This window comes from Sphingopyxis sp., from assembly GCF_025869345.1.
GTDB lineage: Bacteria > Pseudomonadota > Alphaproteobacteria > Sphingomonadales > Sphingomonadaceae > Sphingopyxis.
Map to the genome: position 1 here is coordinate 36,046 of NZ_JAOZVW010000050.1, position 19,952 is coordinate 55,997.

General features: G+C 64.2%; 22 protein-coding genes and 1 tRNA gene. 5 read left to right on the top strand and 18 right to left on the bottom strand.

Features of this window, described 5'->3' with window-relative positions; all coding sequences use genetic code 11:
- From OJI97_RS05835 to OJI97_RS05845, 3 genes are all read right to left on the bottom strand, one after another.
- Positions 1-432, bottom strand: a 432-nt coding sequence (locus OJI97_RS05835) for a S26 family signal peptidase (RefSeq protein WP_297661995.1), incomplete at its 3' end; no start/stop codon positions are given.
- Positions 419-649 (bottom strand): helix-turn-helix domain-containing protein, encoded by a 231-nt coding sequence (locus OJI97_RS05840; RefSeq protein WP_297661996.1) that lies wholly within the window; start codon positions 647-649, stop codon positions 419-421. The genes OJI97_RS05835 and OJI97_RS05840, both read right to left, overlap by 14 nt.
- 165 nt (positions 650-814) lie before the next feature.
- On the bottom strand, positions 815-1,012 hold the full coding sequence (locus OJI97_RS05845; protein WP_297661998.1) for a DUF2285 domain-containing protein: 198 nt from the start codon (positions 1,010-1,012) through the stop codon (positions 815-817).
- A gap of 223 nt (positions 1,013-1,235) precedes the next feature.
- Here OJI97_RS05845 and OJI97_RS05850 point away from each other — a divergent pair, with 223 nt between their 5' ends.
- Entirely contained in the window at positions 1,236-1,445 is a 210-nt protein-coding gene (locus OJI97_RS05850; protein WP_367184751.1) for a helix-turn-helix domain-containing protein, read from the top strand.
- A gap of 198 nt (positions 1,446-1,643) precedes the next feature.
- Positions 1,644-1,781, top strand: a complete 138-nt coding sequence (locus OJI97_RS05855) for a helix-turn-helix transcriptional regulator (RefSeq protein ID WP_297662033.1) — start codon at positions 1,644-1,646, stop codon at positions 1,779-1,781.
- 3 nt (positions 1,782-1,784) lie between these two features.
- Here OJI97_RS05855 and OJI97_RS05860 read toward each other — a convergent pair whose 3' ends face one another.
- From OJI97_RS05860 to OJI97_RS05920, 13 genes are all read right to left on the bottom strand, one after another.
- Positions 1,785-2,234, bottom strand: a complete 450-nt coding sequence (locus OJI97_RS05860; RefSeq protein WP_297662001.1) for a hypothetical protein — start codon at positions 2,232-2,234, stop codon at positions 1,785-1,787.
- A 31-nt stretch (positions 2,235-2,265) separates the two neighbouring features.
- On the bottom strand, positions 2,266-2,532 hold the full coding sequence (locus OJI97_RS05865) for a DUF6499 domain-containing protein (RefSeq protein WP_297662003.1): 267 nt from the start codon (positions 2,530-2,532) through the stop codon (positions 2,266-2,268).
- 5 nt (positions 2,533-2,537) lie between these two features.
- Entirely contained in the window at positions 2,538-3,407 is an 870-nt protein-coding gene (locus tag OJI97_RS05870; protein WP_297662005.1) for a phytanoyl-CoA dioxygenase family protein, read from the bottom strand.
- Positions 3,404-4,030 (bottom strand): acyl-homoserine-lactone synthase, encoded by a 627-nt coding sequence (locus tag OJI97_RS05875; protein WP_297662007.1) that lies wholly within the window; start codon positions 4,028-4,030, stop codon positions 3,404-3,406. The genes OJI97_RS05870 and OJI97_RS05875 overlap by 4 nt, the downstream gene beginning before the upstream one ends.
- 55 nt (positions 4,031-4,085) lie before the next feature.
- Complete coding sequence (locus OJI97_RS05880; RefSeq protein ID WP_297662009.1) at positions 4,086-4,862, bottom strand: LuxR family transcriptional regulator; 777 nt, start codon at positions 4,860-4,862, stop codon at positions 4,086-4,088.
- Positions 4,844-5,296: a DUF2147 domain-containing protein gene (locus OJI97_RS05885; RefSeq protein WP_297662011.1), complete on the bottom strand. Its 453-nt coding sequence runs from the start codon at positions 5,294-5,296 to the stop codon at positions 4,844-4,846. The genes OJI97_RS05880 and OJI97_RS05885 overlap by 19 nt, the downstream gene beginning before the upstream one ends.
- Positions 5,297-5,304: 8 nt before the next feature.
- The gene (locus OJI97_RS05890; protein WP_297662012.1) at positions 5,305-6,162 is read right to left on the bottom strand and encodes a metal-dependent hydrolase; all 858 of its coding nucleotides are present in this window, start codon (positions 6,160-6,162) and stop codon (positions 5,305-5,307) included.
- Between the two features lie 201 nt (positions 6,163-6,363).
- Positions 6,364-9,711 (bottom strand): TonB-dependent receptor, encoded by a 3,348-nt coding sequence (locus OJI97_RS05895; protein WP_297662014.1) that lies wholly within the window; start codon positions 9,709-9,711, stop codon positions 6,364-6,366.
- 54 nt (positions 9,712-9,765) lie between these two features.
- Entirely contained in the window at positions 9,766-10,746 is a 981-nt protein-coding gene (locus tag OJI97_RS05900) for a FecR domain-containing protein (protein WP_297662016.1), read from the bottom strand.
- Entirely contained in the window at positions 10,712-11,302 is a 591-nt protein-coding gene (locus OJI97_RS05905) for a sigma-70 family RNA polymerase sigma factor (RefSeq protein WP_297662017.1), read from the bottom strand. Before OJI97_RS05905 ends, OJI97_RS05900 begins: the two co-directional genes overlap by 35 nt.
- Positions 11,303-11,583: 281 nt before the next feature.
- Positions 11,584-12,828 (bottom strand): integrase arm-type DNA-binding domain-containing protein, encoded by a 1,245-nt coding sequence (locus tag OJI97_RS05910; RefSeq protein ID WP_297662019.1) that lies wholly within the window; start codon positions 12,826-12,828, stop codon positions 11,584-11,586.
- 200 nt (positions 12,829-13,028) lie between these two features.
- Positions 13,029-13,102, bottom strand: a tRNA-Gly gene (locus tag OJI97_RS05915).
- Positions 13,103-13,150: 48 nt separating this feature from the next.
- Positions 13,151-14,419 carry a bifunctional alpha/beta hydrolase/OsmC family protein gene (locus tag OJI97_RS05920; RefSeq protein WP_297662021.1) on the bottom strand — a complete coding sequence of 423 codons (1,269 nt, stop codon included), beginning with the start codon at positions 14,417-14,419 and terminating at the stop codon, positions 13,151-13,153.
- Between the two features lie 425 nt (positions 14,420-14,844).
- Between OJI97_RS05920 and OJI97_RS05925 the strand changes: the two genes are divergently transcribed.
- The 3 genes from OJI97_RS05925 (at position 14,845) to OJI97_RS05935 (ending at position 17,668) form a co-directional block, all read left to right on the top strand.
- Positions 14,845-15,471 carry a hypothetical protein gene (locus OJI97_RS05925; RefSeq protein WP_297662023.1) on the top strand — a complete coding sequence of 209 codons (627 nt, stop codon included), beginning with the start codon at positions 14,845-14,847 and terminating at the stop codon, positions 15,469-15,471.
- Positions 15,472-15,599: 128 nt separating this feature from the next.
- Positions 15,600-16,328, top strand: a complete 729-nt coding sequence (locus OJI97_RS05930) for a response regulator (RefSeq protein WP_297662025.1) — start codon at positions 15,600-15,602, stop codon at positions 16,326-16,328.
- Positions 16,325-17,668, top strand: a complete 1,344-nt coding sequence (locus tag OJI97_RS05935; RefSeq protein ID WP_297662027.1) for an ATP-binding protein — start codon at positions 16,325-16,327, stop codon at positions 17,666-17,668. Before OJI97_RS05930 ends, OJI97_RS05935 begins: the two co-directional genes overlap by 4 nt.
- Before the next feature lie 130 nt (positions 17,669-17,798).
- On the opposite strand, the gene OJI97_RS05940 is transcribed toward OJI97_RS05935, so the two are convergent.
- Complete coding sequence (locus tag OJI97_RS05940) at positions 17,799-18,599, bottom strand: thioesterase family protein (RefSeq protein ID WP_297662029.1); 801 nt, start codon at positions 18,597-18,599, stop codon at positions 17,799-17,801.
- A gap of 7 nt (positions 18,600-18,606) precedes the next feature.
- Positions 18,607-19,776, bottom strand: a complete 1,170-nt coding sequence (locus tag OJI97_RS05945; protein WP_297662031.1) for a saccharopine dehydrogenase NADP-binding domain-containing protein — start codon at positions 19,774-19,776, stop codon at positions 18,607-18,609.
- Positions 19,777-19,952: the final 176 nt, after the last annotated feature.

A 19,952-nucleotide genomic window follows, 5' to 3' on the forward strand; every position in this document is an offset into this window, starting at 1 on the left:
CGCCTCCCCCACGCCCGGGTCGCCCCCCCCCCCCCCCCGCGCCCCCGCCCCCCGGCGCCCGGCGCGTTCTAGAGGCCCCGCGACAAGCCGCCCGTTGACCATCACGCGCGCGCCAGCGGCGCACACTTCGTCATCCGCCGCGGCGGCAACGCGCTTCACCAGCGGCACGTTCGCCGGAAGATAATGGCGGCGCGCCGCGAACAGCCGGAACTCGACCGGCACCCGTGCGATTACCATGTCGCCGCGCGTGAGCGGCGCGGCCTCGCCGATGCGATAGAGCCCGACCGGCGCGCTGGCGCTGGCGTTCCATAGGAAACGCGGGCGCGGCGGCGCGAGCAGCGTCGCGGCGAGCGCCGCCGCGAGGCCGGCGCAGCCGACTATCCATGGCGCGCGCCGCCACCGCTTGGCCGGTGCCGGATCAGTCACGGCCATGCGCTCCCGCCTGTTCGAGCGACCAGGCGTCGAGGTCGTCGATATGGTATCGGACGCGCTGGCAGGGCCGGAAAAAACGCGGTCCGGTGCCGTTGGTGCGATGCACCTGCAAGGTCCGCAGCGAGACGCCGAGATAATGGGCGGCCTGCTTGGGACTCAGAAAGGGGGAGCCGCGCCTGGCCTCCTTCGCCCGCTCGATGCTGTCGTCGTGCTCCATTCTATCTCTCGCTCCTTCGCGCCATGACGGCGAAAGGCGGAGTGTGGAGCGCGGCTCATAGTCGCGGACGTGTCGGAATCGGTATCGGCGGATTCCGACACCCTTGCGGACAGACGCTAGGTCAGGGTGCTGCCCTGCCGGGCCGCTTCGGGCTGGGATCGGCGCCTATGCGGCAAAGCCACCATCGACGAACCAATGGGCGCGGTCGAGGTGGGATTGCCAGCAGCTCTTTGCGCCGCCGGGATCGGCCGCGACGTCGAGGTCAAGCACCTCCATTGCCACATCGGTCCAGTCATAATCATCGCGCTCGGCGTCGAGCAGTCGCGCATAGGTCAGTATATGAGTGCGGTCATAGTCGGTCATGGCAGGCACGTCCGGCGCCTGCGCACAAATTCCAACTCTACAACGACTGAGATAATCCATAACCATGTGCCTCGATCGGTTCGGCCTGTTTCATGTTCAGTGAACGACATCGCCATTATTTTACATCAAGTTGGTGTAACCGCAACCGCGCTCCACGGTCTTTCACATCGTTTCGATGTGAGGGCGTGTGGCACGGGGGATTCACGACAATCGCTATCGCTGGATGGTCGATCAGCTTGTCCGCGCGCGGAAGGACCAAGGACTTAGTCAGGAAGCGGTTGCGTCCCGACTTGGCAAGCCGCAGCAATATGTCTCGCGCTACGAAGTCGGCGAACGGCGGCTCGACATGGTGGAATTTCTCGACGCCGCGCAAGTCTTGAGCGTCGACGGACTCCAGATCGCCGCCGAAGGCATGGCGGTTCGCCGCGATTGATCCCGGCGCCCGGTTCGTGACCGGCATTTTGCTCTCCCTCAAAAACATACCGTTCCTCGCCACGACATAGCGAATAGGAACGATCATTCCTAGAACGATCATTCCTTTCCGCCGATCAATCGGCGCATGGATTTGAAGGATGTTCTTGCCACGAACCTTCGCCGGATTCGGAACGAGCATGGCAAGACTCAAGAAGAGATGGCGCACATCCTCGGAATCAGTTCGCGCTATCTCGGGTCGATCGAGCGCGCGCGTGTCTCGCCCAGCGTTTCGTTGCTCGGAAAATTCGCTGTCGCGCTGAAGGTTGACCCGTGCCACTTGATCCGGCGGCATTGACGCTCAAGAAAAGGCGCTCCGCGGTCCAGCATTCCAGATAGTCAGTGCCGCGGTTCTGAGTCGCCGTGCAGCGGATTTGGTCGACTCTCCGCAACCGGGCCAGTCGCCCGCGCGAACGAACGCTTCGCCGATGGTTCGCAGCGACGCCCCTTCGCCCAAGGCGTCGATGACGCGCAAGGCCAGCACGACGCGGTAAAGGCGCGGCGGCGTCACCGCCGCGAGCGGCTGGCCGCGCGCGAGGCCGACCAGGCGCCGGAACTCGGCAAGCTGCTTCGGCGCGACAGCAACAGTGAATGGGAATATCAGCCGATTGATCGGCGGAACTTCAACGCTACTCGCCAAGTCGATGCGGATTCCGTGATGAACACCGCCGATGACGGCATGAAGCCGGTTATCCCCGGCGACAGCGAGGCAGGTTGCGAGCGACGGCGCGGCATCGGTAGAGGCCGCCACGCCCGCGGGCCGAGCGCGCAATACGGACGGATCAAAGGCGGCCGACCATAGGAGCCGGGCGGCGGACGCAGAGCAGCTCGGTTCCTCGGCGAAAGTGCAGCCCCCAACGCGCGGTGAACGCGGCATCGGCGGCGGTCAGCGGGCCACGGCCCTCATCGCCGCTGCCGGGATAGTCGGGATTGCGGCGCAGCAGTTCCCATGCGAGGCCGCGCGCGCCAGTGGCGGCGAGCGCCGCATAGGGGCCGGCGTCGCGCCAGCTTCCGGGCGGCAAGACCGCGCGCGCCTCGATCGCCGGCATGGCCGCTACCCGTCGCCGCGCTGCTCATCGACATAGGTGCGAAGGGCGTCGGCCTGATCGGGCCGCAGCGCATCGACGGCTGCGACATGATCGGGCCTATCGCCCGCGAGCAGATAGGAGGGGCAGCGCCCTTCGACATTACCGAGATTGGGACGATGCTGGGCGTAGCCGACCAGCGCGGCAAGATCGGGGTCGAAGTGCCGCGCAACCTCGGGCGGATAGACCAGCCATTGCAACTCGAAGGGCTTGAGCCAGCCAAGGCAATAGCTGACGATGATCCCGCGTCGAAGGTCATCGCTGACATTGGCGCCCGCGCCGTGGAGCGTCCCGCCGAGCCAGACCAGCGCGTCGCCGGGTTCGCACGTCGCGGCGACCGCCGCGCTCTCGCTCGCATCGCCGTCGTAGGTGAGCCGGTGACTGCCCGGCCAAAACCGGGTCGCGCCGTTCTCCGCCGTGAACGGCGACAGCGGCCACATGACATTCACCTGAAATTGATGCCCACCCTTGATCGCGGGCCATAGGTCATGGTCGCGGTGCGGATATTGGGCGAGCGCGCCGGGGTGGATTTCGACCGCCTGCGTCAGATTGAGCGCGATGCGGTCGCAGTTCGGCAACAGGACGCTTTGGGCAAGCGCCAGGATCGCGTCGTGCATCACCAATGCGCGGGTCGCCGGCGCGCGCGTCAGCAGCCGCCCGAAACGCTTGGTCCGCTCGCCGAAGAAGTCGCCGACGCAATAGGGCGTCGCCGCGAAATCATAGTCGAGCGAGGAATCCATCGCGTCGATCTGGTTAGCCGGAAGCAGATTGCGGATGACGCAAAAGCCGTCGCGATCGAGCCGGGCGGGCGCGCTATCGGGAGAGAAAGGCCCGGTCATGCCGCCGATCCCGCCGCGATCGTCTCCGCCGACAAGGCGGGGAGCGCATAGAGGCCGTTCGCTTCGAGATGGGCGGGCGTCGCCGGTTCGATCGTCACGGCGAAGGCGCCGAGACGGCCGCCGCCCAAATCCTGCCCCGGCCCCAGCGCTTCGCCGTGCCAGCCCATGCCGAGTATCTGTTCGCGGAAGCGCGCGGTGACGACGCCGGTAAAGTGGTTGATGCCGCGATCGAGCGCATGATCGACCATCGCACGGATAAGCCCGTCGCGAAGCCGCAGCCGTTCGGGCCGCAACAGGTTGGGCGGCAGGCAAAGCCGGGTGATCTCGAAAATGTCCGGGCCGACCGGAACGCCGTTCGTGCAAAGCCGCTCGAACAGCGTGCCGAGCAGGTGCGGCCGGGTCGAAGGCAGCAGCCGCATCGAAGCCAGATGGCGGCCGGCGCGATCGGCGGCGATGATATAGGTCGCATAGGCGTCGTCGAAGCGATCGACCTCGAGCCGGTCGTCGACGACGGTCAAATCCCAGTCGAGCAGGTCGATGAACAGCCGCTTGCGGTCCTCGAACATGGATTCGAGCAATGGCTGATCGGCCGGCGTGCCGAGCCCTTCGACGATATGAATCATGGTTTTCGCTCCCTTACGTGTGGTCACGCAAGGGAGCGAATTTCTCGCAAAAATATCAGGTCGCTAGGTAGCGATGTTGACGCGGGGCGATCTCGTGGATTCCCACCTCGCCGTCGAGGACAGCGGCAAGAACAAGCTGGGTGCGGTTGCTGACCTCGTAACTGGCGCAGGCCCGTTCGACATAGGTTTTGACGGTGGCCGGAGTCAGGCCAAGGATCGTCGCGATGTCGGTATTGCTCTTGCCCTGTCCGGCGAGGACGACGCAATCGCGCCAGCGCGGGCGAAGTTGCGCGACGCGGACTTGCCGCAAGCGCCCGCCGTTCACGATCCGGCGCGCCTTTGAAAAGGCGAAACCGCCGATCGAATGGACGGCATCGAGATGGTGCCGGACGCTCCCCGGCTTGCGGGGGCTACAGAAATTGCACGACCCGCTGCGTTCACCGAGAACGAAAGCCGGAACGGTGATGCCGTTGGTGACCCCATAATATTCTCCGCGTTCGAGGAAGGTGCGGTGCCTCGGCCCAAGTTCGATCAGGTCAGCGATTTCGCACCACGTAAAACAGGCGTTGGCGGCGATACAGGCATGAACGACGGGGTCGTCGCGATGATAGAGGCCGCCGAAATATTCGGCGGCATAGTCGGGCGCATAATTGTTCATGTTGATGAGGCCCGGCGAGCCGCTGCGATGATCGTCGTGATGGATCATCGCATAGTGCCGAAAGCCCAGCTCATGCGCGACGGCCGCGAGAAGGCTCTCGATCGTGGGCAGGTCGTTCGCCCTCTGGATTTCGATCAGAAATGCCGCAGCGAGGCTTAACGCGCTCGCGTCCATATTTTGGTGCGGCAGAAGATTGCCGCCTTGCAACCCTTCACCTCCAACTTGCCGTCGGCGCGCAAGGTCAGAAAGCCCTTGGCCGCGCCGTCTCCTGATTCCGGGTCATATACCGGCCCGCCCTTCCATTCGCGCGGGCCGCCAGCAAAGCCGTGCAGGACGACCAGCCCTTTCAATCGGCGTTCGCGCAGCTTGGGGTCGGGGTTGCGCTCGTCGCGCTGATCGGGGTTGGCGCGGATGCGGGTCGCATCGACGATCTTGCCGCAGAGTGCCGCCCCGCAGGTGTATATCTGGACCCGGCCCCCCTCACTGCCGGTCGCCCAGATACCGGCGATAGTTTGCCCCGGCGGGGCGGCCTCTGCGGTGACGATGCCCGCGACGCCAAACGCAACCGCCGCGAGTATCGCCGTTCCTGAAATCATGGCTTTCCGCATCAGGCCGCTCATTTCGGCATCGGCGCGACGAGCGGTGGCGAGAGGGTTGCGAGAGCTCGCGCCGCCAGCGCGCGGTCGTCATGCTGCCAGGGATGGAAGCCGGGCCGGAAATAGGCGAACGTATCGCGCAGGAGCAGGCGCATCAGGCCGGGCTTGCCATAGAGATAGGCGAGCAGCCGGTTCCATGTCCGCAGGTTGTTCTTTCCGTCCTGCCGCAACAGGTCCGCGGTGTTGCGGAAAACAACATAGTGAAAGCGGATGCCCGCCGCGAGCATGGTGAAGGATCGCAGCGTCCAGCGCCGGAACGGCGACCGGCTTCGCATGGCGAGCAGTAGCGTATCGTATGCGACGGCCTTATGCTCGATCTCCTCGATCGCGTGCCAGCGCCACATGCGTTGCGCCTCGGCGTCGGCCCCCGAGAGGTGCGCCGGGTCCGATAGGATCGCGTTAGCGAGGGTCGCGGTGAAATGCTCGAGCGCGCAGGTTCCGGCGAGTTGCATCAGCGGCGGACGCTTGCGCGCCCATGCGATGGTGCGGGCCGCGCGGTCCTCAGATGATGTGAGGTCATAGCCGGCATCGCGCGCCTGCCGGTTGAAAAAGACATGCTCGCGCGAGTGGGTCGATTCCTGAAAGATGAAATCGTCGATCTGCTCGCGCAGCGCCTCCGGTGCTTCGTCGCGGTAATGGCGCACCGCCGACATGAAGAATTTTTCGCCGACCGGGAAGGTCGAGGACAGCGCATTATAGAAGGCCGTCCGTCCGGCATCGCCGCCATGCCACCAGCGGCGCGGCTGCGTATCGCGGCCGAATTTCCAGTTGCGCTTCTCGATCACGAGACCGGCTGGCGTCTGCGTCCTGTCGGTCATCAAGATCTCCTTGTCATCGGTCGGAAGATGGCCGCCGCCCTTGCCGGGGTGACAGGACGACGGCCCAGGTTCCCTCCGGAGTGAGGGGAGTGCTCGAGAAAGCGATTGCTGGTCCTTGTTCCGAAAAACCGGGCCGATGTTCGCTCGGGAGCAAACAGACATCGGCCCAAGGTTGTCCCCCAGTGGAGTGGGCGGAGAGGATCAGAACTTTTTCGCGATGCTGAACCCGATGATGCGCGGGTCGAGCGTGAAGACGTTTGTCGTGAGCCCCGAGTCATCAGAGTTCAGGAAGGCGTCGGTGATCGGGGTCGAATTGAAGACGTTTTTCACATAGGCCTCGATCGACAGGTCGTCGGGACCATCGACGCGCAGCGAGATGTTGAAGTTCGTCCAGGCGCGGAGCCGGTCATAGGGGTTGAGGTTATAAGCACGCGCCCAGCTCTTCGCCTGCCAATAGCCATCGCCGCGCACCGTCGCGCTCCAGTCGCCATCAAACGGAATGGTGTATTCCGCGCCCAAATTGACGGTCCAGTGCGGCGAGTTCGGCAGTTCGTTGCCGCCCAGGTCGCTGTAGAGGCCCGCTCCGCCATTGAGTTCAGGATAATTGCCGGGATCGTATGCCTGCCCTGTACGCGGATCGGTCAATGTTCTGCCGAAGCCAGCAAGGAAGCCGCCAAGTCCCTGGCAAGGCCGCCAACTTCCATCGACGCCGCCGTGGTTTTGCAGATATGCTTCGGCGATATGGACCGGCACGACGCAGTTGGAGGGAAGCTGCACCCAGGGCTTGAGCACGACGTAATCAGGATTCCCCAGATTGCGATTCATAGGATCGATCGAGCGTTCACCCTTGGCGATGCGCGAGCCGAGCCAGCCTATGTTTGCGTTGAAACGCAGTCGATCAACCGGTTCGAATAGCGCGGACAATTCTGCCCCCCACACCTTGGCATCGTAATTCTCGTTGACTGCGGTGCGGTCCCGAATCTGCGATACCTGGTAATTCTTATAGTCGTAGAAAAATGCGCTCGCGTTGAGCGTCATTCGTCCACCCATAAGGACATTCTTCGCGCCGATCTCGAACGCGTTAACGAATTCGGGGTCGAAAGTTGGGCTGTAGTTGACCCCGGTCAATTCCAGCACGGGCAAAAAGTTGAATTGTGTGTACAGATCGATTTGTTGCTGTGTGAACACGCCGTAATCAAGAAACTGCTGCGTCGTCGCGAAGCCAGGCGAAGGCGGATTGGCCCCGCCTGCCTTATAGCCGCGGCTAAAGAACGCATAAAGCAACGTATCGTCGGTAAAGCCAAAGTCAGGCTGCCAATCCAGTCCCACGCGGCCGGTAAATTCACCCCACTTAAGGTCGATCCTGCCGGTTGAAGGATAGCCGGTGCCGACAAAACCGCCAGCAGTGAGAGTCGGAGCCAGCAAAAGCTGGCTTGGCACCAGAGTGAACTTCTTCTTGTCATTTGTATAACGAAGCCCTCCGGTAAGCTTCAGGTTGTCTGTGACATCGTAATAGCCTTCTCCGAACAGGGCCCAGCTTTCGAGCTCGTAAGGATTTGAACTCCTGAAATAATTATGCCCATCCCCATCGATATTTTCGACCGTATTCGGGTCAATATAAGGGCATCTTGAATCGCGTATGGGGCCAACTTCGTTGTTTATCTGACAGGAAGTTTGGTTTCCAGACTGATTGAAGACCCCCATCATGGCTATTGCGGTGAAGAGGTTACTTATGACGTAATAGTCATTTTGCGTTTTGAAGCGGGTGTAATTACCCCCAAAATTGAAGTTAAAGGGGCCATCGAAGCTCGACTGGAGCCGCAGTTCTTGCGAGAATTGCTTGGCATCGGCGGAAGATACATCAAAAACACCGAGCGTTTTTGAGCATCCCACTTGGGGATCGCAAAAGACCCCTCCGGGTGCCATATCGCGATATTGGCTAGGCCCTACCTGACCGAACCCAAACTTATCCAGATTGGATGTATCAGTAAAAAATGGGAGCGTATTGAAGCGGTTATAATCCTGGAAGGAATAGACGCCGTCCCAGTTCCAAGCCGTCTGCGAAGACAATGTGAGACTCGACGCCAGATCAATGTCGAGATTGAGCTGTAGGATGTCAGATTTTGCTCGATAGACCGGATCTTTGAACGAAGCGACCTCTCGAAGATTACGCGACTGCATCATGCCGCCATAAGGATCGATCCTCGGGTCTAATATACCGACACTTTCTCCGGCCGGAGTTTTACCAACCCCAGTGATAAAGCCAACCACATTGGCGCCCTGAACGTAGCTGAGCGCCAATCCATTTGGCGTTCCGAAGGCGGCATCGTCATAAAGGCTGCCCGGCTTGCAACCGGTGCTAAAAAACGCGGCGCGGGCTTCCTGGTATGTGGCGTTGAATGCATTTGCCGGATTGGCTTCGCGTGTCGGAGTCGACCCGATCATATCCGGGCTGTCGTCACGATGACAAAGCTGCTTGCCAGTACGCGAGCGATTGTCATTTTCGCGAAAACGCTCCCAAATAAAGCTGCCGCGCAGCCAGTCATTTTCAAAGCCGAGCGTTGCGCGGAGCGACCAGAGATCGCGGCCATTGATGCGGTTCTGGGTGACTGAATTGTAGTCATACCCGTCTCGGTCAGTCATTGATCCCGCGATGCGCAGTCCCATGGCATCTGGAACTATGGGAATGTTAAGCATCCCAACCATCCGGCGGCTGTTAAAATTGCCGACCTCACCTTTCAGGCTTCCCTCGAATTGACCAAGATTCGGCTTTGCGGTGATCAGGTTAATCACGCCGCCAGTGGCATTTCGGCCATAAAGGGTGCCTTGCGGTCCGCGGAGGACTTCCAGTCGCTCCAGGTCAAAAAACTCCTGCTCGAAGAAGCGGTTATGGATCATACCGCTATTGTTGAAGCTGACCGCCACGCCCGGATCGCTGGTCGCCGAGATGGCCTTGGTGCCAATCCCGCGGATCGAGATATTGTAGCCCGTGAAGTTGGACTTACTGAACGTTAGGTTCGGCACGGCGCGCATGATGTCAGCGCCGCTTTCGATCTTCTGCTCTTCGAGATTCTTCTGCGACAGCGCGGTCATGGCGATCGGAACGTCCTGAATAGACTCCACGCGCTTCTGGGCGGTAACGACGATTTCGTTCGCGGTGTAGGCGCTTTCCGACGGAGTGTCTGCGGCCGCCGATGTTGCAGGCCCCAGTGTCCAGGTGCGCCCGTCGCTCGACACCACGCGTAAGCCAGCGTCAGCTGCCGCGCGACGCACGGCCTGGTCGACGCTCATCGACCCCTTGATCGCGCGGATGGTTTTGCCGCGAACGGCTTCTTCGCTGACCAAGATTTGAACATCGGCTTGCGTTGCCAACTCCGGGATGCCGGTGGCGGCCGACTGCGCCGGAACGTCGAAGCTTTTGGTCTGGGCCATCGCCGGCGTGGCGATCGCCACCGCACAAATCGCTGCCGAAGACGCAAGAGCGCCGCGAAGATCGCGATACCGCATAATTCCTCCCCCATGTAATCCGGCCCGATCATTCGGGCTCACATGGACAACGATGCTTGGGAGAGGGTTTTTTGTAATTTTTTCTGAAAAAAATGGTCAATCCGACGACAGGATTATCCGGTCGGCCGTGATGACGGCGCGGGAATCCGTCAGAATTTCAACAGCGTGCGCGAAGGCGTCGGGTTCATTGGTGCGAAAGCGGCCGACCATTTTCTTTTGCCCGAGCGCCGCGTCGGACAAGGTGATCTTGCGGACATTGTAGCGGTTGAACTCAGCCACGGCCTCCGCAACCGTGTCGCCGTCGAACACGAGCTGGCCGGTGCGCCATGCGAGCGCCTTGTCGATTTCTTCGCCCGCGGCAGCGACGGACGCGATGGCCTTGTCGGGCGCGACGAACGCGCGCGTGCCCGCCGCGATGCGCCGGACATTGGTTTCGTCGCCGACGCGCCAGACCTCGACGACGCCCTCGGTGACTTGCACATCGACGCCGCTAGCCGTCCGCCTGACCGAAAAGGCCGTGCCGACCGCGCGCACGCGCACATCATCGACCGCGACGACAAAGGGGCGGGCACGATCCTTGGCGACCTGAAACCACGCCTCGCCGTCCTTGAGCGCGATCTGGCGCACCTCGGGCTTCATCGTCACGTCGAGCACGGTTTGCGTGTTGACGACCGCAAAGGAGCCGTCGCTGAGCGGCGCCCGGCGAATTTCGCCTATCGCCGTCTGGATTTGCTGGTCGGGCGCAGCGAAGAAATCCATGCGCGGAAGGCCGACCACCAAGGCGGCGGCGGCAGCGGCGGCACCGCCGCCCAATAGGACGCGCCGCCTTGAAAACCAGCCGCCGCCCGCGGCGGCGACCTCATAGGCTGGCGGTTGACCGGCGCGAAGGACGCTCGCGCGGTCGAGCATGTTCCACGCGACGCGCGCCCGGAAATAGGCGCCGCGACGGCGATCATCGCCCGCGAGCCACGCTTTGAGCTCGGCGCGCACGGCAGGGTCGTCGCCCTCGCGATCCATGCGGGCGATCCACTCGACCGCGCGATCATTGATCGCTTGTGCTGTTTCGCGTTCGCTCATCTTTTCCCATTCTCGTCATGGCCCGCTCGGTCTTGCGATCACCGTCGGCTATCGACTGCAATATCAGTTTCATGCCCTTGGCGACGTCATTCCCGACCACATATTCCGTTACCCCGAGCTGCTCGGCAACCTCGCGCTGCGACCGTCCATCGACCTTGCGAAGCTCGAAAATCCTGCGGCATCGGTCGGGCAATTCCTCGATCAGACGTTGCACCCGTTCCAGTTCGCGCCGGGCGGCGACAACCCGTTCGGGCGTCGGTTCGTCCATTGCAATGCCTGTGTTCTCGATCTCCGAAACCGATTCGATGCTGACGACGCGCGCGCGGCGTAATCGCATAAGAACGATGCTGCGCGCGGCGGTGAAGAAATAGGCGCGACCGCTGGCGATATGGCTTACACTTTTCAGGCCCGCGATCTGGCAATAGGTTTCCTGTATCACGTCCTCAAGGTCATCGGGATCGAGCGTGCGGAGAAGCCAGGCGCGCACGTCTGCCTCGTGCGGCAGGATTTCCCGCCCCACCCAAGCCATGATTTGCGCGCGCTTCTCCCGGTTCACGTCATTCGACTTTTCCGCTCCCGTTCACCCCAACGATGCACGACGGAGGAATTCCCGTAAATTTTGTTCAAATTCTTTCCGGTGGCGGCGATGGTAGCACAGCTGCGCGCCCTGAGGATTGTTAGCGCGACACAAAAACGGGCGGGAAAATCCCGCCCTTTTCTCTGGTCCGTCGCCGCTTAGCGGTTCGGGTCGGCCGCTGGTTCCTCTTGAACAATCTTCCTGATGGGGTCGGGCAAATTCTGATTGGACAACGGTTCGTCTGCCAAATCCTGCCGCGGTCACATATGCCGGCTACTATCAAGATGAACCGTGGGGAGTCGGGTGGTAGCCTCCATACGCAAATCATCGAGATAATCGCTCCACCATTGCGCCATTTTTATCCGTTCTTTCCAGTGCGCGCCGCGATGATAAGCCGCGCGCACCTTGTCGCTATCTCCATGCGCCAGAGCCCGCTCGATCGCATCCGGCGTCCATATCCCGGCTTCATTGAGCAGCGTGCTGGCCATCGCCCTGAAACCATGCCCGGTCATTTCATCGCTCGAATAGCCGAGCCGACGTAGCGCAGCATTGAGCGTATTGTCCGACATCGGGCGCTTTCGTGTGCGGATCGACGGGAAGGCATAGCCGCTCGTCCCCGAAAGCGATTGCAGCGATCTGAACAGTTCGATCGCCTGACGCGACAGGGGAACGTGGTGCGGTTTCCGCATCTTCATCTTTTCGGCGGGGATGGTCCACAAAGCGGCTTCAAGGTCGATTTCTCCCCATTGGGCTTGGCGCAACTCGCCAGGGCGAACGAAGACATGCGGCGCGATCTGCAAAGCGATCTTCGTGACGCCATGACCATCATAGCTGTCGATCGCGAAGAGCAGTTCGCCAGCCTTCGCAGGATCCGTGATCGCGCCGTAATGCGTCACCTTTGGCGCAGTAAGCGCACCCCTCAAATCCCGCGTCGGGTCCGACGTCAGCCGGACGGTGGCGACCGCATAACGAAACACGCTGCTGGCAAGTTGCAGCGTCCGCCGTGCGCTTTCGAGATTACCTTTGTCCTCAATTTTACGAACGGCAGCGAGAACGTCCGCAGGTCCGATTTCAGCGACCGGCATACGACCAATCGAAATGGCGAGTTGCGAAAGCAGATACTCGCTTCGCGTCGCGGTCGCTGTAGCCCAAGCGCGCTCACCATCACGCCGCCGCTTGCGGCAATATTCTTCGGCAATAGCGCCGAACGTATTGCCGGCCTCGATACGCGAGCGGGTTTTCTCGCGTTGCTTTTCTAGCGAGGGGTCTTTGCCATCCGCGAGCAACCGGCGCGCCTCATCGCGGCGGCGGCGGGCTTCACTCAAGCCCACATCTGGATATACGCCCAACCCGAGCTTCTTTTCGCGTCCATTGACCCGATATTTGAGCCGCCACAATTTTCCACCGCTCGGCTGGACCAGCAGAAACAGGCCGAGCGAATCACCCATCTTGAACGGTTTCTCGCGCGGCTTAGCATTGCGGATGGCGACGTCAGAAAGTGCCATTATTTCATCGACCTTTCTACCGAGTGGCCCCCGCGCTGGGGGCCACTCGAATTGATCCCGAAACCAGGGCCCCCGAAGTGGCCCCCAGACATGCTCGGCCGCCACTGGAAAAGGCCGGATGCCGTCGGAGAACGAAAGGGATTATACCGCAGATTTCTGCGGTTTTCAAAGGCAATGTCGGACGATGTCGGATGAAATCTTGGAGCGGGTAGCGGGAATCGAACCCGCCTAGCTAGCTTGGAAGGCTAGAGCATTACCACTATGCTATACCCGCATGTCCAAGGCTGGCGCGATTGCCATTTTGGCTGCCTGCCGTCAAGCGTTACACCACGCCGTCCGTGGCCGGGCCTTCGGTCGCATGGTCCATCGCGTCGCGATGCGCCTCGGGCGGGTCGCACGGGGCAGGGGGCTCGCCTTCGGCCAGGGTGAAGCGCGACCCCTGGTCGAGCGTGCGGTGGACGGGGCAGCGCTCCGCGATGTCCATCATGCGGGCGCGTTGTTCGGCATCGAGCGCGCCCTCGATCGCGATCCGGCAGTTGAAGAGATCGGGACGCGCATTGCCCGGCTGCCTTTCGTGGCCGACCGCGGTGCGGATCCGCGTCACCGGCCAGCCCTTGCCGTCGGCATAGAGACGCAGCGTCATCGTCGTGCAGGCGGCGAGCGCGGCGGAAAGCAGATCGAACGGACTCGGCCCCGACCCCATGCCGCCGACGCTTTCGGGTTCGTCGGCGAGAAAGACGTGATCGCCCGCGCTGATCGCGACCTGGAATTTGCCCTCGCGCGTCTCTTCGGCTTCGGCGTCGGCCGTGGGGGCGGGTGTATCGGCCGGCGGCGTGAGATAGGGCGCGGCCCACGCGGCGATCATCGTCGCGGCGCGCTCCGCGTCCTGCGGCCGGCTGAGCAGATGGTCGGCATCGTCGAGCGAGACGAAGCTTTTGGGATGGCGCGCGGCGACATAGATTTTGGTCGCATTCCCGATCCCCACCGTGTCGTCGAGCGGCGCGTGCATCACGAGCAGCGGGCGGTGCAACTCCGCGATGCGTGTGCCCTGGTCCTGCGCCCGCAGATCGTCGATCAGCCCGCGGCCGACGCGAAAGCGCCGTCCCGCGAGCAGCACGTCGGCAGCGCCCTGCGCGTCGATCGCGGCGAGCGCGGCGGGGTCGAACTGGTGGAGCGTATGCGCGACGTCGAAGGGCGCGTTGATCGTCGCGACGGCGCGGATCGCGGGAAGGTCGACCGCCGCCGCGATCGCCGCCGCGCCGCCCAGGCTGTGACCGATCAGCAGCGACGGCGCTTTGTCCTCGGCGGCCAGCGCCTGCGCCGCGGCCTGAAGGTCCTGCACGTCCGACGAAAAGCGGCTGTCGGCGAAATCGCCCTCGCTATCGCCAAGCCCCGCGAAGTCGAAGCGGAGGACGCCGATGCCTTGCCGCGCGAGCAGTTCCGCGATGTGGACGGCGGCGCGATTGTCCTTTCCGCAGGTGAAGCAGGGCGCGAATATCGCCCAGCCGCGGACGCGCCCGACGGGCATTTCCAGTCGCCCCGAAAGCTGCTTGCCGGTTGACCCGGAAAAGCGAAATGGTCGCGTAGCCACGGCGTCTCCCTCTCGACCGGGCGCCGACTCCTGCGACGCCGGTGCAACGGTCGGACCTTGCGCGTCGAATGTCCAACAGGAACTTCCGGGCGCGGCCGCCGTTTAACCAGCGCACTCGATAGGAAATATTCCCGCTTCGGGGGAACCATCGGGCAGGCCCGGCGTTTCATTGACCTACTTGATCGAAAGAATGAGTAGGATCTGGCTCGCATCCTCGGATGGAGCCTCGGGAAGCCCCGCCGCAGAAATGCGACGGGGCTTACGCGTTTTCGGCGCCTGTCCACTTGCGGCATCATGAACGGCGGGCCGCTTTTGCGACAATTTGCGACAATTTTTCGGTCATCCGGCAAGGGCCTGGGACAAACCATGCCTAGAACCGTCTCATCGGGGCGCACCTCCGCCCCTCCTGAAGAGGAGTTCGTTACGTGAAGAAGATTTCGCTTTTGACGCTGGGCGCCGCACTGATCGCCGTGCCCGTGCTGGCGGCTCCGGGTGCCGGTCCGCGCGGCGATGCCGACGGCAATGGCACGCTGACCCGCGCCGAGGCGCAGGCGCATGCCGCCGAGCGGTTCGCGAAGATGGATGCCAACAAGGACGGCAAGATCGACGCGAGCGACCGCGCCGCGCGCCGCGCCGCGATGCAGACGAAGATGTTCGAGCGCCTCGACGCGAACAAGGACGGCAGCATCAGCAAGGCCGAATGGGATCAGCACAGCGCCGATCGCGCCGCGAAGCGCGGCGAGAAGCGCGCCGATGCCGGTGCGGCCGAAGGCAAGCGGCAGGGCATGCGCGGCCATCACGGGATGCACGGCGGACGCCACGGCATGCGCGGCGGCATGATGATGGGCAAGGCCGACACGAACGGCGACAAGGCGATCAGCCAGCCCGAGTTCGAGACCGCGGCGCTCGCCCGCTTCGACGCGGCCGACGCGAACAAGGACGGCCAGGTGACCGCCGAGGAGCGCGCCGCACAGCGCGCGGCGTGGAAAGCGAAGGCGGCCGAATGGCGCGCCAAGCGCGGCGCTGCCCCCGCCGCTCCCGCCGGCGAATAAGCGATTTGGCAGGGATGGCGGCAGGACAGCCATCCCCCTCCCGGCATTGCCTTTGCGTGCCGTCCCTGCCAGCTATCGCCCACCGGCCCGCAAGGGCCGGTGGGCGAACTATATTTGATGGACGACGCATGACCGATATGCCGCGCATCCTGCTGATCGACGACGAACCGTCGATCCGCGAACCCCTGTCCGAATATCTGGAGGCGCAGGGCTTTGCCGTGTCCGACGCGGCGAGCGCCGCCGAGGCGCGATCGGTGCTGCGCGCGCAGAGCGTCGATCTGGTGGTCAGCGACATCATGATGCCGGGCGAGGACGGGCTGTCGCTGACGCGCCACCTGCGCGAGACGAGCAGCATTCCCGTCATCCTGCTGACCGCGCGCGCCGAGGATACCGAACGGATCATCGGGCTGGAAATCGGCGCCGACGATTATGTCGTCAAACCCTTCAACCCGCGCGAGCTGGTCGCGCGCATTCGCACCGTGCTGCGCCGGACGCAGGCGAACGGCCGCGCGCTCGATCCCGGCGGGACGAGCTATGCCTTCGGCCCCTGGGTGCTGCGCGAGGTCGAGCGTGTGCTCGTCGACGAGGCGGGCACGGAAGTCGCGCTGTCGTCGGGCGAATATCATCTGCTCCACGCGCTCGTCCGCCATCCGCGCCAGGTGATGAGCCGCGACCGGCTGCTCGACCTCGTGCGCGGGCGCGAGGCCGACATCTTCGACCGCGCGATCGACAATCTGGTCAGCCGCCTGCGCAAGAAGATCGAGACCGACCCCGCGCACCCGCAGCTCGTCAAGACCGTGTGGGGCGGGGGCTATACGCTCGCCTGCGAGGTCCGGCGGATGGGCCCGGCGGCGTGACCCTGCGCCTGTGGCCCCGCAGCCTCGTCGGCCAGCTCGTCTTCGCGGTCGCGGTGATGCTGTTCATCGCGCAGGCGGTCAATTTCGTGCTGCTGTCGCGCGGGCAGCGGCAGCAGAGCTTCGCGCACGGCGGCGGCATGGCGGTGGCGCGGATCGTCGATGCGATCGAGCGCGACCGGCGCGGCGACACGCGGCGTCCCCGGGACGCCCGCGCCCACGAGGCGCGCGAGCGCAACCAGCGGCTCGTCATCTCGGACCTGCCGCCGCCGGTGCCGCCGGGCGCGGCGCATCTCCCCGATCTTGCCGCCTATGTTGCGGGCCTGCTCGACGAGGCCGAGATTCCCGCGCAGGAGGTCGATGCCTGGGCGCTGCCACAGCGCCAGCGCGCGGCGCGGGCCGACATGCCGCGCCCCGTCTTCGTCAGCGCCAGGGTCGGCGACCGCTATTTCGCGGTGCGCACGCGCATCGGGCCGGGCAGCGGCCGGTTGCAGGGCTTTCTGATCTGGCAGACGCTGACGCTCTATCTGCTGCTGCTGATCCCGATCATGCTCATCGCCTGGCGCGCCGCCGCGCCGCTGCGCGGGCTGACCCGCGCCGCGCGGGCCAATCCGGCGCTGCGCGATGCGATCCCGCTGGCCGAAAAGGGGCCGTCGGACGTGCGTGACCTGATCGCCGCCTTCAACGCCTATCGCGCGCGGATCGCGGCGATGCTGTCGGACAAGGACCGGATGCTCGGCGCGGTCGGGCACGACCTGCGCACCCCGCTCGCCAGCCTGCGCGTGCGCGTCGAGCAGGTCGGGGACGAGACGCTGCGCGACAAGATGATCGCCTCGATCGAGGAAATGACCGCGATGCTCGCCGACATATTGGCGCTCGCCCGCTCCGGCGCGGGGACCGAGGCGCAGGAGCGGATCGACCCCGGCGCGCTGCTCGGCGAACTCGCGGGCGATTATCGCGAACAGAGCAAAGACGTCAGCCTGGGCGATGTTGTTCCGGCGGCGGTGCGCGCGCGGCCGATGCTGCTCCGGCGTGCGCTGCGCAACCTGATCGACAATGCGCTCGCCTATGGCGTCCGCGCCCGGCTGTCGGTGGCGGTCGAGGGCGGGATGGCGCGGATCATCGTGTCCGACGACGGCCCCGGCCTGACCGCCGAGCAGATCGCGACGCTGATCGAACCCTTCGCGCGCGGCGAGCAGTCGCGCAATCGCGCGACCGGCGGCGCGGGACTGGGCCTGTCGATCGCGCGCGACATCGCCGAGGGCGAGGGGGGGAGGCTGGCGCTGGCGGCGCGGGCGGAGGGCGGACTCGACGCGATCATCGAACTGCCGGTGCAAGCGTAAGGTGGCCCTACCTTCGTCATTCCCGCGAAAGCGGGAACCCAGAGCGTGCGTCGGCTGATCCCGCACTGGGTTCCCGCTTTCGCGGGAATGACGAAGATATGGGACGAAGAATGCCGCTTTTCGGGCGTTATCACGCGTAGATCGCGATCCCCTGGCTGCCGCTCAGCACCGGCTCGCCGGCGCGGTTCCAGATCATCATGTCCTGCACCGAAAAGCCGCCGCGGGCATAAGCGGTCGTCGCCGACAGCAGCCACCAGCCGTCGTCGGTCGCGGGCGTGCCGTTCAGCATGTTGACCGTCCAGTTCATCGAGCTGATCGGCCCGAATTCGCTGAACAGCGCCATCGCCGCAGGCGGCAGCGCGTCGCCAAGCGCGAGCAGCGCGATCGCGGGGTGGCACGCGGGCTGCTCGGTAAAGCGCACCCAGGTCAGATATTCGCCGCGCTCCTGCTTCCAGCCGAAGCGCGGGCCGGTGGTCGGTCGCATGTCGAAATGCCGGGCGAAGGCCGGGCGCACCTTGTGCTCGGGCACGGGTTGCAGGCTCTCCGGAGCGGGCACCTGCGGCATGGTCAGGCGGTTGTGGTCGAGGTGGCTGGCGCGGTCGCCCGAAAAGGCAAAGACCGCGGCGGTGCCGAAGCCCTGATCGCTCGACACGCCGGCATCGATGAACAGGCTCGATTTCGATTGGCGCAGCACGCGCGTCTCGACCCGGCAATCGCCGCCCACCGGGCCGACGAAGCTGATCTGGGCATAGCGCAGCGGCGTCTCGGTCGGATGCAGCAGCATCGTCCCTGCGAGGGCCACCGCCGAACTGATCCCGCCATAGGCGGTGCGGCCCTGCATCCAGCCTTCGTCGATATGCGCGGTCGCGGCCTCGCCATCGATGCGCAGCGTTGAGAGCAGCGCGTCGAGCGCGCTGGGAGAGGTCGTCATCGTTTTCCTATTCTTCGATCTGGAAGGTCAGCCCCGCATTCGCGGTCAGCCGGTCGATCAGGGCCTGCCCGAGCAGCGCGCCGGGGGTCCAGACGCCGCCGTCGCCCTTGTTTTCGAGCAGCGCCATGCCGGTCTCCGCCAGCATCTTCGACGTCGAGCCATAGCCGGGATCGCGGTCGCCCTGAACGCTGGCGCGGATCGTCGTGCCGTCGGGATATTCGCCGACGAACAGGATGTCGTAGAAGCCGTTTTCGCGCTCTTCCTTGCTCGGTCCCTCGCCGGGCTGCAGCTTGGCGTCGCCGAAGGGGTTCGCCTTTGCCATTGCTTCGGCCATCGCCTTGCCCGCGTCGCCGATCGTCGTCATCACCATCTCGTCATAGACGAGGTCCGCGCCCCACCGATGGCCGAGCAGATAATTGGTGCGGTGGACATTCTTGGTGTTGATCGGCGCCATCACGAAGGGCGCGGTCCAGGTGCCGGTCGCGGCGTCATATTCGGGGATGAGGCCGGTCGGTTGCGACGGCCCCTCGAACCCCGGCGTCAACGCGAAGCTCGATTTGAGCAGCAGCGCGAGCGACGGTTTCTTCGCCACCGCCTTCAATGTTTCGGTCAGGCTGGCGATCGTGCCGCCCGACGCGCCGCCCGCCATCTTGCGGACGCGGCCCTTGACGCGCGGCGCGGGCTTGCCGTGGCGCTTGATCGCCTCGGCCTGCAGGAACAGCACGCCGAGATCGAACGGGATCGAATCGAAGCCGCAGGAAAAGGTGATGCGTGCGCCCGACGCCTTCGCCGCGTCCTGATGCGCGTCGATCATCTCGTGCATCCAGCCGGGCTCGCCGCACAGGTCGGCATAGGCGGTTCCGGCGCGGACGCAGGCGGCGACGAGCTCGTCGCCGTAAAGCTGATAGGGGCCGACGGTGGTGAGCACGACCTGCGTGCGCTGCGCCATCGCGTCGAGGCTCGCGGGATCGCTGGCGTCGGCGATGATCAGCGGGGTTTCTTCGGGTGCGCCGATCAGGTCGCGCACTTCCGCGAGCTTGGCGAGGCTGCGCCCCGCCATCGCCCATTTGGGGGCGTCCTTGCGCCCCTTATAGTGGTGCGCGAGATATTCGGCGACGAGACGGCCGGTAAAGCCCGTCGCGCCGTAGACGATGATGTCGAGATCGCGGGATGCCATGCAAAACCCTCCCTTTACGTAAACGTCAAGGGGAGGCTAGCGCAGGTGCGACGCCTTGCCAAGCGGGTTGCGCCGCAAGGACTGGAAAGGGGTAGGGAGCGGACATTCCTCATCTTCCTCCATCTTCGTCATTCCCGCGAAAGCGGGAACCCAGAGCGTGCGTCGGCTGACCCCAC

What these genes read in the sequence shown, in the direction of transcription:
- OJI97_RS05845 (WP_297661998.1), bottom strand. Translation starts at nt 1,012, where the DNA reads ATGACCGACTATGACCGCACTCATATACTGACCTATGCGCGACTGCTC.
- OJI97_RS05940 (WP_297662029.1), bottom strand. Translation starts at nt 18,599, where the DNA reads ATGACGACCTCTCCCAGCGCGCTCGACGCGCTGCTCTCAACGCTGCGC.
- OJI97_RS05890 (WP_297662012.1), bottom strand. Translation starts at nt 6,162, where the DNA reads ATGACCGACAGGACGCAGACGCCAGCCGGTCTCGTGATCGAGAAGCGC.
- OJI97_RS05870 (WP_297662005.1), bottom strand. Translation starts at nt 3,407, where the DNA reads ATGACCGGGCCTTTCTCTCCCGATAGCGCGCCCGCCCGGCTCGATCGC.
- OJI97_RS05900 (WP_297662016.1), bottom strand. Translation starts at nt 10,746, where the DNA reads ATGAGCGAACGCGAAACAGCACAAGCGATCAATGATCGCGCGGTCGAG.
- OJI97_RS05930 (WP_297662025.1), top strand. Translation starts at nt 15,600, where the DNA reads ATGACCGATATGCCGCGCATCCTGCTGATCGACGACGAACCGTCGATC.
- OJI97_RS05865 (WP_297662003.1), bottom strand. Translation starts at nt 2,532, where the DNA reads ATGCCGGCGATCGAGGCGCGCGCGGTCTTGCCGCCCGGAAGCTGGCGC.
- OJI97_RS05850 (WP_367184751.1), top strand. Translation starts at nt 1,236, where the DNA reads ATGGTCGATCAGCTTGTCCGCGCGCGGAAGGACCAAGGACTTAGTCAG.
- OJI97_RS05910 (WP_297662019.1), bottom strand. Translation starts at nt 12,828, where the DNA reads ATGGCACTTTCTGACGTCGCCATCCGCAATGCTAAGCCGCGCGAGAAA.
- OJI97_RS05840 (WP_297661996.1), bottom strand. Translation starts at nt 649, where the DNA reads ATGGAGCACGACGACAGCATCGAGCGGGCGAAGGAGGCCAGGCGCGGC.
- OJI97_RS05855 (WP_297662033.1), top strand. Translation starts at nt 1,644, where the DNA reads ATGGCGCACATCCTCGGAATCAGTTCGCGCTATCTCGGGTCGATCGAG.
- OJI97_RS05880 (WP_297662009.1), bottom strand. Translation starts at nt 4,862, where the DNA reads ATGGACGCGAGCGCGTTAAGCCTCGCTGCGGCATTTCTGATCGAAATC.
- OJI97_RS05945 (WP_297662031.1), bottom strand. Translation starts at nt 19,776, where the DNA reads ATGGCATCCCGCGATCTCGACATCATCGTCTACGGCGCGACGGGCTTT.
- OJI97_RS05885 (WP_297662011.1), bottom strand. Translation starts at nt 5,296, where the DNA reads ATGCGGAAAGCCATGATTTCAGGAACGGCGATACTCGCGGCGGTTGCG.
- OJI97_RS05875 (WP_297662007.1), bottom strand. Translation starts at nt 4,030, where the DNA reads ATGATTCATATCGTCGAAGGGCTCGGCACGCCGGCCGATCAGCCATTG.